Genomic DNA, 14,310 nt, shown 5'->3' on the forward strand with positions numbered 1-14,310 from the left:
GTAATACAGCAGGTCCCACTCGCCGTAGAGCATCACCGAGAGAAGTATTTCTTAAATATCTTGGTAACCCGGTAGCGGAATCCTCTGATGGATCTTATAGCATCGATATTCTCCAGTGCTGCTTTCCGGCCACGCTCGACCAGTTGATCGATCGAATTGAAATCAGCCCAGTGAAAATCATGGACGTCTGGCATAACCACCAGATCTGCTCTGGCAAGAACACGCCGGTCAAGGTGGTATTTCATGAATGAGTACGAACGCTGGTTAATCTGGAATCCGGTGCTAGGCTCGCCCTGAAATTTCGGGCGCTGGCTCAAGTATACGGCAAGCACGCTTCCAGCACCCATGCTGCGCAGCGGCTCGACAGGAATGTTGTCGATGACCCCGCCATCGACGAGCAACCGTTGTGCCTGGACAAAAGGCGGGAAGATTCCGGGTATGGCACAGCTTGCCCAAACTGCTTCTGCAAGCGGTCCATTCCTGAAGACGACCTCTTCACCGCTCTGGATATCGAGCGCATTGCATGCGAAACGAATCGAGCAATCATCGAAACTGCTTCCGCCGAACATGTCTCGAAATATTTTCCTGGTCGCATCATACTTTGAGTGTGATCTCTTGAACAGCAATGAACCAAGATAAAACTTCTCAAAAAGTTCATGCCTGAAGCGCTCGAAAATATTCTTCTCGCTGGTGTAGAACTTATCGAGTTCCAGGTTCTTGAATTCTTCCGATGCGATCATCGAGCTGGCTCTCTGCCTCAATCCCCGGGCCGTACCCTGCAGGCAATACAGAGCGCCAACTACTGAGCCGATCGAGGTTCCGGCTACGTATGCTGGTCTTATTCCATGCTCTTCAAGGACCTCCAATACTCCAACATGAGCCAGGCCCTTTGCTCCACCGCCACCCAGGGCTATACCGAAGCTCATCTGGTCTGCATCGTCTGGGCGATGATGATACGGTCGCGACCCTGTTCTTTGGCAAGATACAGAGCCCGGTCCGCTTTTTCGATCAGTTCCACCCTGCTGCCTGCGTCGTTTGGAAAGTGAGCGATTCCGATGCTCACCGTAAATTTTATCTTTGCCCCATTGAAGTGGACTTCGGATTTGAGCAGCTGATCCTTCATGCGAACTGCTTTATCCATGGCCTTTTTCAACGAACACTTGGGAACGATTATGGCAAATTCCTCTCCCCCGTATCGCGCCGCAATGCCGATTTGAGATATTAATCTTGCGAGGAATTTCAGGACATTATCACCAGCCTGGTGACCATAAGTGTCGTTGATTTTCTTGAAATGATCGATGTCAAGAAGTATCAGTACCAACTCATCGACTTCATTTATCTGCGCCTCGAGAATTTCCTGGAAATGGCGATGATTGTACAAGTCGGTCAGTCCGTCGCGAATCGATAACTCCTTAACTTTACCATACAGAATCGCCCGCTGCCAGGCTAAGGACAGCTGAAAGGACAGGATATTGAGTATGCGGACGTCGTCTTCATTGAACTTTCTGCGCTGATGGTCTTCCAACCAGATCACGCCGAGCAACTCGTCATCCTGCTGAATCGGAACGCCTACAAAAGATGCGTTTGGCGTTTTGGCATCCTTTTTGAAAACGACAAGGTTACCCTTGCTGAGATCATCCTTGATGATTGAATTCCGATGACGCGCAACGAAACCCACAAGGCCATCATTCAATGGAAACTTGGTCTCCTCCTGCAGATAAGTGGAAACAAGCACTTCGCCAACATTGTTGACCTCATCGATACTCGCGATTGACACGTCATCACAGGGCATGAAATGTTTAAAAGCTTCAATCGTGTTAGACAGAATCTCTTTGAGATCCAGTCTCTTGTGGAGCTTTTCGGCGAGCTCGGCGATCGAGGAAAGGTGCTGGACATCGTAACGCGCTTTCTCGTAGAGCCGCAACATTGCAAGGAGGAACCCTGCAGTATTAGCGGCTTCATCGAAGACCGCCTTCTCCTTCTCGCTGAATGATCCTGTCTTGCGGTCGATAGCAATGACCCCGACCACGTTTTCGATCAACACGATCGGCGCGATCATGACCGAGCCGATCTGCACCGTTCCCCGATAGTAACCGAGTTCATCAGGAATCTGCAAGTATTCTTTGATCAGGATCGATTTGCGTTCGCTTATGACCTGGCGGTAAAGACCAGATTTTGTCTCGATGACCGCCTCAGGAAAGAACAACTCTGAATGTGAGAACCCCTGGACCAGTACCAAGCCGTTTTCGTTTTTGGCAAAGATCACCGTCGTTTGCGCATCGAAAACGTGGTGCAAGAATCTAACGAAATAGAGTAACGGGCGCTCTATCCCCTTGTGGCGATCGATCTCCCCGACCGCGGTACGGACTCTGTCCGAATCGTATGCGGCCGGAGAAAAAAACTTCTCTCTTGTCTCATACCTTGAGAGCAGCCGCGCCATGCGGCCTTGATGACCTTGCATGCTATCAATAACAAATCCAACCATGAATACGGCAAAGACGAGAAAAACAATCGGTAATATGAGCATCGAGCCGGTAATGAGACCCGAAGAAATCTCGATACCGATTATGCCAAGAGAGATGATCCAGTAATTGCGCGCGCTGTCCCTGAATCCGACGATGAGAAAGGTCAGGAAGTAGACAAGCAACAGGGGCGAATGAACACCACCCGACAACTGCACCACCAGGTTCGCCGCCACCCCGGCACAGATGGTGTGCAGAAAATTGATCTTACGTAGTGAGACATATGATATGTAGTAAGCAGCAATGGCGAACAGGAACAGGTAACTATACGGTGCACCCAAGCCTCGATTCAAAACACCCAGGCCGCTGACCACGCCATAAATAATTGCAGCGATATATATTAGTATCATTCCCATTCTATTGTCGCGGGCGGCTTGGATGTAATATCAAAGACAACCCGGTTTATCCCCTTTACCTCGTTGACGATTCGCCTGGAGACACGATCCAGAAAACCATGGGGTAACCGTACCCAATCGGCCGTCATCCCATCATCACTATACACTGCTCTTATTGCACACACCGAATCATAAGTTCTCTTATCACCCATGACGCCAACGCTGCCGAGCGGTAACAGCACGGCGAAAATTTGCCATATGTCCCGGTAAGTCCTTAAACTACGAGCCTCTTCTTGAAGTATCCGATCCGCCTGCCGAAGCATCGAGAGACGCGACGGATTCACAACGCCAACAATACGTACCGCGAGGCCCGGACCAGGAAAGGGTTTTCGCTCGATGAAAGATGGAGCAAGCTTAAGATGCCTGGCAATGGAACGCACTTCGTCCTTGAAAAGCATCCTGAGCGGTTCGATTATTTTCAGTTTCATTTTTTTGGGCAGACCGCCAACGTTATGGTGACTCTTTATGACGTCCGCCGGTCCGATCCCGCGGCCGGATTCAATGACGTCGGGGTAGAGTGTGCCCTGAACAAGGAATTTGACATTCTGTACCTTCCTCGCTTCCGCCTCAAAAATCTTAATGAACTCATGCCCGATGATCTTCCTTTTTCTTTCCGCATCCTTCACCCCGGCCAGTTTATTCAAAAACCTCTCACGCGCATCAATGACCCGCAGGTTCATGATAGAACCCAGGTTGGCTTCAACCTCTTCTCTCTCATCCATCCTCAGAACACCATTGTCAACGAACACCCCAATCAAGTTCCTGCCCAGCGCGCGCGCCGCTATGGTACCGGCAACCGTCGAATCAATACCACCACTTATCCCGCATATCGCTCTATCACGTCCCACTATCTTTCTTATACGGACAATCTCGTCTTCGACAAATCGGTGCATCGACCAAGTCCTGGCCGCATGACATATCTCGGAAATGAAATTTTTGATAATCTGCCTGCCATGCTGCGTGTGGCGTACTTCAGGATGGAACTGAAGGCCATAGAAATTTCCTGATTGGAACGCAGCGATCGGTGTGGTCTCGGTGTGCGCAATCACTTTAGCATCTGGAGGTGCCTCAATCACAACGTCACCGTGGCTCATCCAGACCCTGACCCTGCGAGGGACCCTTTTGAATAAAGGATTCCCGCTGTGCCTGAGAAAAGCAAGTCCATACTCACGCGTTCTGCATTTCTTGACCCTGCCGCCAAACAACTGCGCAGCGAGCTGCATCCCGTAACAAATTCCCAATACCGGAATACCAAGCCCGAATAATTTGCGGTATTTTTTCGTGTCGACATCATACACGCTGCCCGGACCTCCAGAAAGAACTATTCCATCAACACCCATGTCCGCCAGCGGCGACAGGTCAGCGTGGCAACTAATGATCTCAGAATAGACCCTGCACTCTCTTATCCGTCGAGCGATCAGCTGCGTATATTGCGACCCGAAATCGATAACCGCGATCATCCGTTCATTCTCTACAAGTGCACATTAGCTTATTCTCTTTAGAAAACTGGAAGCAAGATCAGATAGCTTCCTGTCCTCGCCGCTGCTCAGATCCAAGAGGATCATCTTTGCATCATCCCCTCCGAGTTTAGCAAGCGTGTTTATACCAAGACGCTTGATTTCAATTGCGGGCGGGTCTTTCCTCCATTCAATGCGCTTCAGCATTTCGCCTATCCAGTGCACGGCTTCGAAGATTCTCTTCTCATCCACGATCTTCAGCAACTCAACATACACCTCATCCCCCGAAGCACCGAGTTCAGACAGCAGACCAATGACTTCTTCGGCGTCAAGCATACGCCGTAGAGAGCGCAATGCCTCACCTCTCACCTGAAGAGAATTATCGTTGAGCGCTTTTAGCAGACCCTCCTTGTAGTTGAATTTACCGTAGGTACGGACAACTTCAATACGAACCCGATGATCTTCATCCTTGAGCATTTCTTCAAGTTTAGGAATCACGCTTGAGTCGCCTATTTCACCGAAAATCCGCACGATATTGCGGCGAAGATACCACTCGCGGGCGCCGAGATTTTCAGTCAAGATATCTATGCTCTCATTACCGACATTCTTGAGCACATCGACTAACTTCATGCGTACCGAGAAATCCTCGGCGTCACGCAGCAGTTGAATCGCCTCGCTGACGGCTTCTCCACCGAAACCGATGATTGCAGCCCGGACATCGGGATACAAACCGCTCTCCCATAACAGCGAAAAGAGTATGTGCAGCACGGATGGATTGCGCGTATTGCTCAGATATTGTATTATCCGCCTTCGGGTCGCCATGGACATTGTCGCCCGTCCGAGGATTTTTCCAAAAGGTTCGATCAATATTTCGCATGAATCTATTTGTCCGTGTTCAAACAGCACAGTGTATAATAGTTCCAGGTCTGCCAGAATTTCTCCAATCACAGTATCGGAAGGTTCCTGTTCAATGGCGGATGAGATACGCATGATTACTTCACGTCCCATGCCGTACTTCTTCTCTCGAAAAAGACGATCAGCACAAACGATCATCGAACAAAGGACGCCCGTGTGCAGCTCAACATTCTGTGCTTCGATCATTTCATCGTAAAGTTGAAGTGCTGCTTCTATATCATGCTCTTCAAGGGTTGAAGAAACGGCATCTTCTGTAAGTATGTCAATGCCGGCAAGGATCAAATACTTGTACACATTCAACTGCCTGTTCCTCAATTGAGGAACAATCTCCCGCAGGTGTTCGCTGTCAACGACACCGATGACTCGCACAATGTGCTCTTTTTTTCCTTGTCGTTCCCAATTCGTCATGAGCTCAACCAATGTATCACTTCCCATCCTCGAAAGAAGCGAGCGCGCAAAAGGCCTGATTTCGATATCCTGAAGAAGCGCAACCCTCTTCTCAACCGGCAAGAGATCCACAACACTCGCCATAGCCTCCCGGTATGGATGCCAGTCCGCGCTTGATACGTGCTCTATACGATTCATGATCTCAGTAAAGGGCACCCTGGCTTCTGAAATCGCAGCACGTTCGCGGGCGATCTTGACCAAGCCACGTATCGCTTTTATGATCTCCTCGTGGGTATTGCTCCTTCCCTTGGTATTTTCATTCGAGGATGTTTCGTTAACTATTAAGGATATGTTCCGCACACCTCTGGAAGCCAGTGCTTCCGAGAAATCATTGTCCTTCTTGACCTGCGAGTGAGAACCGGTCAGCAGCGAATACAGGTTCACGATATCATTGCTGCCAACGTCGGGGGTGAATTTCATGCCCGTCACACCCTTCTCGTTCAGTGCCTCAAGCAGGGAGACCAATCTCTGGTCTTCATCAGTTCCCAAGCGAGTGTCCTTCACGATGAATGCTCTGCCGGAGAAGAGTACAGAAAATTCACCGCTCGTAGAGAATATTCTCTCAAGTATGGATACCGCTTTCGATACGGCGTTTTTCACTTCCGGATGTTCAAGAGGGTAGGATCGAGCTGCATCTAGACCATTTGCAACCTCCGTCATCAGCTCCTGTATGAGCCTCTGATCCATACTTAATCATATAGCATTTCTTGCGTTTGTCAATAATAAAACCCTTGAAAAAGTACTCTTTCCGAGTATAATACGTCTGTTATTTGAGATTTCATTTGAAGGGAGTCAGGATGCTTAAGGATCTTATTAAAAACAAGAAAGCTACTGTTGGAATAGTTGGCCTGGGATATGTAGGCCTCCCGATCGCGATCGAGATCGCTGCAAAAGGCTTCAAAATAATCGGTATCGACATCGACAAAGACCGCGTGAAGAAAATCAACCGCGGTGTTTCCTTTATTAGCGACGTTGAATCTTCTACTTTGAGAAAATTCGTGCATCAGAAATACATCAGGGCGACAACAGACCAGCGGCAGCTCAAGCGCTGTGACATAATTATGATCTGTGTTCCAACACCGATCAACGAAAACAAAGAGCCGGATTTGGCATCGGTCATAAAAAGCACCGAATGGATAAAGGATATACTACGCCGTGATCAGTTGATAATACTCAAGAGTACGACGTATCCTGAGACCACCGAAAAAGTCCTCCTGCCCATTCTGGCTCGTTCCGGATTTAGCGTTGGCCATGATTTTTACCTTGCCTTTTGTCCGGAGAGAATTGACCCCGGCAATAAAAGGTATGGCATCGTGAATACGCCGGTAATCATCGGCGGCGTGACCGGTAAGTGCACGAGAATCGCCACTTTCTTCTACAAGCAGTTCGTTGACAACGTGTATCCGGTTTCATCACCACGGTCGGCCGAGATGACGAAGATCCTGGAAAACACCTTTCGCAATGTCAACATCGCATTGGTCAATGAGTTCGCGCAACTCTGCGAACGCATGGGTGGCATCAACATATGGGAAGTCATCGGTGCCGCTCAAACAAAACCATTCGGGTTTATGCCATTCTATCCAGGCCCGGGTGTAGGAGGCCACTGCATACCTATAGATCCCTACTATCTTTCCTGGAAAGCACGGGAATACGATTTTCACACGGTCTTCATCGAGTTATCCGCGCGCATAAACGAAGAAATGCCCTATTTCGTGGTCAACAAGACAATCGACGCGCTCAGTCGGTCCGGCGTATGTCCGAACAAAGCGAAAGTTCTGCTCCTGGGAATGGCATTTAAGAAAGATATCTCGGACCTCAGACATTCACCCGCGCTTAAGGTTTTTGAAATAATCGAGTCCAGAGTAGGGCTGGTGAGATATCATGATCCTCACATAAACGAGTTGATGCTCGGTAAGAGAAAAATCAGGTCGGTCAAGCTTAATCTCCGCGAGATCAAGAAATACGACGCCGTCCTGATCCTCACAGACCATTCGTGGTATAACTATGATTTCATTGTGAAAAACGCCCGTCTGATCGTCGACACGCGCAATGTAGTACCCGACGGGCCCCGAACCTACAAATTGGGTGTAGGAATCCACTAACCGCATTCTTCGTCAAGGCCCAGACAACCTGGCCGGCTGGTCTAATCCATATTTGTCCGGATAAAAGCATTCCGGCCGCGACCCGCAGGTCGCGACCGGGAGGGGAAATGAATCTAATAATTCGACAACGAATTCCAGTTACTCGTTTATTATAACAGACAGCCTCTGCGTGTCAAGAGGACCGGTCAACGAACAGATCCTGCTGGGACAGTTTTGTTTTCTTCATCTTCCGCATGCTGAACACCTCACCCTCCTCGAAATCCCGCAGCACTTCTTTCGCACGTTTGATCACAGAATCGGGCAACCCGGCCAGCCGGGCAACCTGTATTCCATAGGATTGGTCGCTGGGACCGGTGCTCAGCTTGCGTAGAAATATCACCTCATCACCCCACTCTTTCACCAGGAAGTTGAAATTCTTCACACCCTTAAGGAAATCCTCGATCCGAGTAAGTTCATGAAAGTGCGTGGCAAAAAGTGTCCTTGGTTTTTTACTGGTATGCAAGTATTCGACAACAGACCAGGCAAGCGCTAGCCCGTCGTAAGTGGATGTCCCCCGTCCGACTTCATCCAGAAGCACCAAACTCCGGTCCGATATATTATTCAATATGTTCGCCGTCTCCATCATTTCCGCGAGAAAAGTACTAACACCACGTGATATGTCATCGCTTGCTCCTATCCGGGTGAATATCTTGTCGACCAAACCGATCGATGCTTCTTTCGCCGGCACGAAACTTCCCAGCTGGGCCATAATCGTGATCAACGCAACCTGCCTTAGATAAGTCGACTTCCCGGCCATATTCGGACCCGTGATAATAATTATTTGATTACGTTCACGGTCCAGGTATGTATCGTTCGGTATGAAGGAACCTCGTTCCAGAATCTTCTCCACGACAGGATGACGCCCGTCTGTTATCACGGTTTTCCGGTCGTCAGTGACGACCGGGCGAGAATAATTGTTGATCGCCGCGTTGTGGGCAAAACATTGTAGTACATCGAGGAAGGCAATCGCCCTCGTAGTTTGGAGAATCTCATTGCTCTGCTTTGCCACATGCTCTCGGATCCCGGTATAGAGTTCATGCTCCATGGCTTTCGTCTTTTCCTCTGCGCCGAGTATTTTTTCTTCAAATGCCTTCAGCTCAACGGTGTAGTAACGCTCGACATTCGCTAGCGTCTGCTTTCTGATATACTCGCACGGCACCAGATGCAGGTTCGGCTTAGTCACCTCGACGAAGTATCCGAAAACCGAGTTATAAGATACCTTGAGAGATGATATGCCGGTGCGCTTGCGTTCGCCTTCCTCGAACTCCAGAAGCCATTCCTTACCACCCCGCGCGACCGCCCGCAGCTCATCGAGATCCTTAGAGTACCCTTCCTTTATTATTCCGCCCTCCTCGAGCGTCGCAGGCGGGCTCGGGACGAGCGCTTCATCCACGGTTCTGACAATATCGTGAAAATCGCCAATCGCATCGTATATCTCCGTGATCTTCTGGCTCTCACAACCTTCAATCAATTCCTTAACTTTGGGATAAACGGAGAGCGACTCTTTCAGAGCGACCATTTCCCTGGGCATTATTCTCTGACAAGCAAGCCGTGCCGTAATTCTCTCGACATCCTGTATTGTTTTCAGGACATTCCTCAATTCTTCCCGTAGGAACTCTCTCGTTCTCAACTCCTCAACGCTATCGAGCCTTTGTTCGATACCTTCCCGGTCGACGAGCGGCTCGTTCAACTCACGACGCAATCTTCTCTTGCCAAATGATGTCATGCAATTGTCCAGCACTCCCAAGAGCGTCCTCGAGTGTTCGCCGTGAATATTTTCCAGGATCTCCAAATTGCGCCTGGTCGTTGAATCAAGATAAAGCGATTGATGCGTCTCGAACAAAGATATGCGATCGATGTGAGTCAAAGGAACTTTCTGGCTCTCTGTCATGTAGTAAAGGAGAGCACCGGCCGCGGCAATGCCGAGTTGCTTTTCCTCAATGCCAAAACCATCCAGGGCAACAACGTGAAAATGATCGAGAAGTGTCTTACGAGCTATTTCGTAGACAAAGTGAAATCCATCCAGTTCCGTAAGGGTCTGCTCGATCCCGAGTTCCACACCTTCGGGGATGACCACTTCCTTTACTTCCCGCCTCAGCAATATCTCGGGCAACTGCTCGGACACCACTTCACCACATGAAAATTCGCCGCTCGTCAGATCGCAAAATGCTACACCGGTACGATTGTCATCCGGAAGACATGCCGCCAGCGTAACCGTTTTTGTAGCATCGAGCAATGAAGGTCTTAATATGGTACCGGGCGTAATGACTTCAATGACATCACGCGCGACAAGTTTCTTCCCTTTCGTCGCGGGTTCGAGTTGTTCGCAAATCGCCACCTTGAGGCCGTGCCTGACCAGCTTTGCGATGTAGCCGTCAGCCGCTTTTATCGGCACACCGGCAAGCGGCACCCGAACACCCTTGCTTATCGTCTTCGAGGTAAGGGTAATACCAAGGTAGGAACTTGCCAGTTTTGCGTCTTCATAATAGAATTCGTAGAAATCGCCAACGCGAAAGAGCAACAAAACATCTTTGTACTTGTTTTTGATCTTTTGGTATTGCTCGAGAAGTGGGGTAAGATGCATCAAGTCAGGTTTGCTGCGGTCCCGAACGGCTGGTTACACTCGACGCCGTAAGCCATTGCTCTGTCCAGCTATTTCACGGACCCCGTACTACATTACCCTTCAATCCCAGCGAATCAAGTTTCGAAAGGTGTTCCTTCGCCTTCTCCAGGCTCGCAAACTGACCAGACCATACACGATAGTATATATGACCTTTGACCAGCGCCTCGACGATTTTAACATCGATGCCTTTCTCGCGTAGCGAGGCGGCATAACTCTCTGCATTCTCCTTATTGCGGTAAGAACCCAGCTGCACCGTGTAGTATTCCTGAATTGATTCTTTCTTTTGCGTTATATTAGCCGCCCGCTCGCTCCACACCGATTTTGGAAAATTGCTCTGCAGCGACGCGAGCAACGACTCACCTCGTTCGGTATTACCGACACTTATATATGACACGCCCTGCCAGAACATTATCTCGTCCCGGTATTCAGTTTCTGGATAACGTTTCAGGAGTTCATCCAGGTTCGCAATGGCAGTTGCAAAGTTCTTGCGCGCAATATTTATCTTGGCGATCTCCAGATAGGCAATGTCCGCATAACGAGACTGCGCGTATTCGTTGATGACGCTGTAATAGTACTGCGCCGCAGAATCAGGATTGACCGACAGACGGCCAAGATAGTAATAAACTTCACCGATGCGAGGATGGTTTTCGTCCTTTTTCAACTCGTAGAATATTTCCTTGGCACGGCTAAATTGAAAAGAGTTGAACAAACGGATTGCCTCATCCATATCCTGGCCGGACAATAGAAAAGGTATTATAATACTGGCGAGAATGATTCTATGGCGTGACATTTTTCACAAAGGAAAGAAAAATCTCTTCTCATATTTCCGCAATTGTTGCACGTATATTCCGCGGCATAAACCAGCTCTTCCATCTCGCTTAAAGCAGAAAGTATCGCATCATCATCCGTTTTCAATTTCGACATACGGATCTTCGGCAAGATGCTGCGCGGAAATTGTTCAGCCAGCTTTATGTAAAGACCCTGTGCTGCATCCATATCATTTTTTTTCTCATAAAGATTAGCCAGCGCGAACCCTACAGAAAAATTCCCGGGATATTTGGCCACGGTCCTTTCGTATATTGGTATTATATCATTGAACGAACCCAGTTCAAAACTGGTTCTCTCGAAATGCGGAATAACCAAGAATGCATATTCGGGATGCTCATTGATGATTTTAAGATAGCTTTCGCGCGCCTTCCCGGCATCTCCCTTTCGCTCAAAGAAATTTCCCATGTAGAAAGTAGCGGTTATCGAGTCGGGCGCGATCCTCAAGGCCTTACGAAGGAGATTGGAGACCTCCTTCTCCTTTTCCTGATCTTCCTCACCTAATTTTTCCAGCTTATCGCGCGCCAACATCGCATAATAAAACGCACGCCGGTAATCGTTCTTCGGAGCGAATTTACCCTCTTCATAGACACCTATGCAATCACCGTAGCTGCCCATATCTTCATAAATCCGGAGAATCAAACCGTAGGCGTTGTTGTCCTTGTTGTCGATCTTCAATATTTCCTTCAAGAATGAGATCGCACGGTTCGGCCTCTTGGCAGCAAGAGCATCCTGGGCCAGCGCATAGTACAATTTCTTCTCTTCGTGTTTTTTCAGGGTCGGCCTCGCGGTGAGCGATTGATGGATCTGCATCGCGCGCACCGGATCACCCCGCTTTCGGTGTAGATCACCTAAGCGAACATAAGCATCAAAAAGATCAGAATCAACACTGACCGCATCTTTGAGCCGCTTCATGGCCAGTTCCTCATTATTATCGAGGAGTGCGATGAGTGCATCCAAATAAGGATGGTAGGCTGTCTTCTTCTCGCGTTGCCGGTGAAAATACAGGTACAATGTCATGGCGATCAAAGCGACAACGAGTATGATCAATACGGTCATTTTTCCTCCTCGAGAGGAAGATTGCGCAGAGCGTCGAGTTCTTTTTTCAAATTCTTGTTCTCCCGGCCCATCCTGTAGAGACCAGTACGCAGCACAATTTCATCAGCAAGTGCGAAAACAAGCACAAAAACCATACCTGCCAAGAATGCATAAAAACAAACCATGGCCAATGAGATATCGGATATCCTCTGGCCAAATATATCTAAATCAACTCTTGTCTGGGAATTGAGGACCATGAAGCCAATCATGAAGCCAATTACAATTATCACAAAGACTAATCCCAAAAATCTCATCAAACCTCCTTTTTAATAATATTCATATATATATATTTGTCAACACAGTAATTCTGTGCAGCGTCGGGGCTTAACTGTGGTTTGCCCAGCGCTGCAAACCCTAAGCACAAAGCACGAAATTCTAAACAATATCAAAGCACGAATATCAAATTTCCAATCAGTATCAATATGGGACTGGCTTCCCCTGAACCGCTGTTTGCCGTCCTACCAGTTTTCGTATAAGTACGCACTATTTTGGCCATTAATGCTTTGCACTCTGTGCTTGCCCCTGAAAGGATTCTCGCAAAATAGCATCAAATCGGACATTATAGTATTTACGGACTTATTGAGTATCAATAGGTTACTGTTCGAGTGAGCGTAGCGAATCGAGAACCGCACCGACAGGTCTACCTGACTCGGCGCTTGACCTTTGGACCAATGTGGTTATCATCTTATATGGATAAAGAACGCACGAAATTACAGAAAATGGTGATCGGAGTGTTATATGGTGGATGGTCTTCAGAACGCGAAATATCACTCGGTTCCGGCACCTGTGTGATCGAGGCTCTAAGGAAACAGGGATTCAAGGTAAAGGCTATAGACGTCCAGCGTGATTTCATAAAAAAACTCAAAGGCATTGATGTTGCTTTTATCGCTTTACACGGACACCCCGGAGAGGATGGTACGATCCAGGGCGTACTCGACTTTCTTGGCCTCCCCTATACCGGATCAGGAGTGATCGGATCAGCGGTCGGCATGGACAAGATAACCTCCAAGCGTCTGTTTGAAGCAGTCGATATTCCCACACCTGCCTACTATTATAATGAACAGATGAACATCGACGAAGCCATTGCCAAACTTGACTTTCCGATCGTGGTCAAACCCAGGGCCGAAGGTTCCAGTGTCGGCGTGACGATCGTAGAGACAACGACGGAAATGGAAAAGGCAATCAGGAAGGCGCGCAGGTATGGAAGTTACTTTCTCGAGAAATACATCCCCGGGATGATGGCGACTTGTGGCATACTCAGCGATGTACCCCTCCCGATCCTTGAAATCGCACCCCGGAAGAGAAAATTCTATGACTACAAAGCAAAGTACACAAAGGGCATGACCGAGTACGTCGTCCCGGCACGTATCCCGGAGAAAAGATACAAGGAGACCCAAAAATACGCCCTCGCTGCGCACCGGGCGATCGGTGCTCACGGCTTCTCCCGCGTGGATTTCGTTTTGGACAGGAATCATAATCCTTACGTTCTTGAGGTGAATACGATCCCCGGATTGTTGTCCGAATCGAACCTGCCGCTCGAGGCAAGGGCAATGGGCCTCGGTTACGATGAATTGATATATGAAATCCTGAAGACTTCTTTAACCAGGCTTTGATGTCATAATTTCACTTGCCGCAGTCGACTCTTGAAAAACTCAAAACGTAAAAGTAAACACCGTGATTTTACCGGTCTGAGGAAGCACACTCACGCCCAGCGGTCCCGGGTACTGAAAAAATTCGTCATTCCAACACTACGTCGAGAACTGGGCGATAATCTGGTTGCGATCGCGGCAGACGGTTCATTTGCCCGGAATGAAGATACCGGCTATTCGGACCTCGAGCTCATGATTTTTGTTAGAGAGAAAGGAAAGCTACCGCATGGATTCTCCA

Annotated in this window: 11 protein-coding genes; 3 read left to right on the forward strand and 8 right to left on the reverse strand. The window is 48.6% G+C overall.

The features are described from left to right. Nucleotides 1-32: 32 nt before the first annotated feature. Genes OEV79_05200 through OEV79_05215 form a run of 4 tightly spaced genes read right to left on the reverse strand, consistent with a single transcriptional unit; the run spans nt 33 to nt 6,423 of the window. A complete protein-coding gene (locus tag OEV79_05200; GenBank protein MDH4210826.1) occupies nt 33-926 on the reverse strand; it encodes a patatin-like phospholipase family protein in 894 nt (297 codons plus the stop codon). Beyond that, complete coding sequence (locus OEV79_05205) at nt 923-2,878, reverse strand: diguanylate cyclase (protein MDH4210827.1); 1,956 nt, start codon at nt 2,876-2,878, stop codon at nt 923-925. The genes OEV79_05200 and OEV79_05205 overlap by 4 nt, the downstream gene beginning before the upstream one ends. Continuing rightward, a complete protein-coding gene (gene guaA, locus OEV79_05210; GenBank protein MDH4210828.1) occupies nt 2,869-4,377 on the reverse strand; it encodes a glutamine-hydrolyzing GMP synthase in 1,509 nt (502 codons plus the stop codon). The genes OEV79_05205 and guaA overlap by 10 nt, the downstream gene beginning before the upstream one ends. Nucleotides 4,378-4,401: 24 nt before the next feature. Then, nucleotides 4,402-6,423 (reverse strand): HEAT repeat domain-containing protein, encoded by a 2,022-nt coding sequence (locus OEV79_05215; protein MDH4210829.1) that lies wholly within the window; start codon nt 6,421-6,423, stop codon nt 4,402-4,404. A gap of 110 nt (nt 6,424-6,533) precedes the next feature. Between OEV79_05215 and OEV79_05220 the strand changes: the two genes are divergently transcribed. Then, on the forward strand, nt 6,534-7,838 hold the full coding sequence (locus OEV79_05220; protein MDH4210830.1) for a nucleotide sugar dehydrogenase: 1,305 nt from the start codon (nt 6,534-6,536) through the stop codon (nt 7,836-7,838). A 172-nt stretch (nt 7,839-8,010) separates the two neighbouring features. Here OEV79_05220 and mutS read toward each other — a convergent pair whose 3' ends face one another. The 4 genes from mutS to OEV79_05240 all read right to left on the reverse strand — a co-directional run bounded on the left by mutS (nt 8,011) and on the right by OEV79_05240 (nt 12,677). After that, nucleotides 8,011-10,461, reverse strand: coding sequence for a DNA mismatch repair protein MutS (mutS, locus tag OEV79_05225; GenBank protein MDH4210831.1), 2,451 nt, complete (start codon nt 10,459-10,461; stop codon nt 8,011-8,013). A gap of 73 nt (nt 10,462-10,534) precedes the next feature. Then, on the reverse strand, nt 10,535-11,290 hold the full coding sequence (locus OEV79_05230; GenBank protein ID MDH4210832.1) for an SPOR domain-containing protein: 756 nt from the start codon (nt 11,288-11,290) through the stop codon (nt 10,535-10,537). Then, nucleotides 11,254-12,384 (reverse strand): tetratricopeptide repeat protein, encoded by a 1,131-nt coding sequence (locus OEV79_05235; GenBank protein MDH4210833.1) that lies wholly within the window; start codon nt 12,382-12,384, stop codon nt 11,254-11,256. The genes OEV79_05230 and OEV79_05235 overlap by 37 nt, the downstream gene beginning before the upstream one ends. After that, nucleotides 12,381-12,677, reverse strand: coding sequence for a lipopolysaccharide assembly protein LapA domain-containing protein (locus OEV79_05240; GenBank protein ID MDH4210834.1), 297 nt, complete (start codon nt 12,675-12,677; stop codon nt 12,381-12,383). The genes OEV79_05235 and OEV79_05240 overlap by 4 nt, the downstream gene beginning before the upstream one ends. A 435-nt stretch (nt 12,678-13,112) precedes the next feature. On the opposite strand from OEV79_05240, the gene OEV79_05245 reads away from it, so the two are divergent. Together OEV79_05245 and OEV79_05250 are read left to right on the forward strand one after the other, a co-directional pair. Then, nucleotides 13,113-14,036, forward strand: a complete 924-nt coding sequence (locus OEV79_05245; GenBank protein ID MDH4210835.1) for a D-alanine--D-alanine ligase — start codon at nt 13,113-13,115, stop codon at nt 14,034-14,036. A gap of 30 nt (nt 14,037-14,066) precedes the next feature. Further along, on the forward strand, nt 14,067-14,310 hold a 244-nt coding region (locus OEV79_05250), incomplete at its 3' end, for a hypothetical protein (GenBank protein ID MDH4210836.1).

The organism is candidate division WOR-3 bacterium, assembly GCA_029858255.1.
Taxonomy (GTDB): domain Bacteria; phylum Hydrothermota; class Tepidihabitantia; order SM23-42; family SM23-42; genus SM23-42.

What these genes read in the sequence shown, in the direction of transcription:
- OEV79_05235 (MDH4210833.1), bottom strand. Translation starts at nt 12,384, where the DNA reads ATGACCGTATTGATCATACTCGTTGTCGCTTTGATCGCCATGACATTG.
- OEV79_05245 (MDH4210835.1), top strand. Translation starts at nt 13,113, where the DNA reads ATGGATAAAGAACGCACGAAATTACAGAAAATGGTGATCGGAGTGTTA.
- OEV79_05205 (MDH4210827.1), bottom strand. Translation starts at nt 2,878, where the DNA reads ATGGGAATGATACTAATATATATCGCTGCAATTATTTATGGCGTGGTC.
- OEV79_05230 (MDH4210832.1), bottom strand. Translation starts at nt 11,290, where the DNA reads ATGTCACGCCATAGAATCATTCTCGCCAGTATTATAATACCTTTTCTA.
- OEV79_05220 (MDH4210830.1), top strand. Translation starts at nt 6,534, where the DNA reads ATGCTTAAGGATCTTATTAAAAACAAGAAAGCTACTGTTGGAATAGTT.
- OEV79_05215 (MDH4210829.1), bottom strand. Translation starts at nt 6,423, where the DNA reads ATGGATCAGAGGCTCATACAGGAGCTGATGACGGAGGTTGCAAATGGT.
- OEV79_05200 (MDH4210826.1), bottom strand. Translation starts at nt 926, where the DNA reads ATGAGCTTCGGTATAGCCCTGGGTGGCGGTGGAGCAAAGGGCCTGGCT.
- mutS (MDH4210831.1), bottom strand. Translation starts at nt 10,461, where the DNA reads ATGCATCTTACCCCACTTCTCGAGCAATACCAAAAGATCAAAAACAAG.
- OEV79_05240 (MDH4210834.1), bottom strand. Translation starts at nt 12,677, where the DNA reads ATGAGATTTTTGGGATTAGTCTTTGTGATAATTGTAATTGGCTTCATG.
- guaA (MDH4210828.1), bottom strand. Translation starts at nt 4,377, where the DNA reads ATGATCGCGGTTATCGATTTCGGGTCGCAATATACGCAGCTGATCGCT.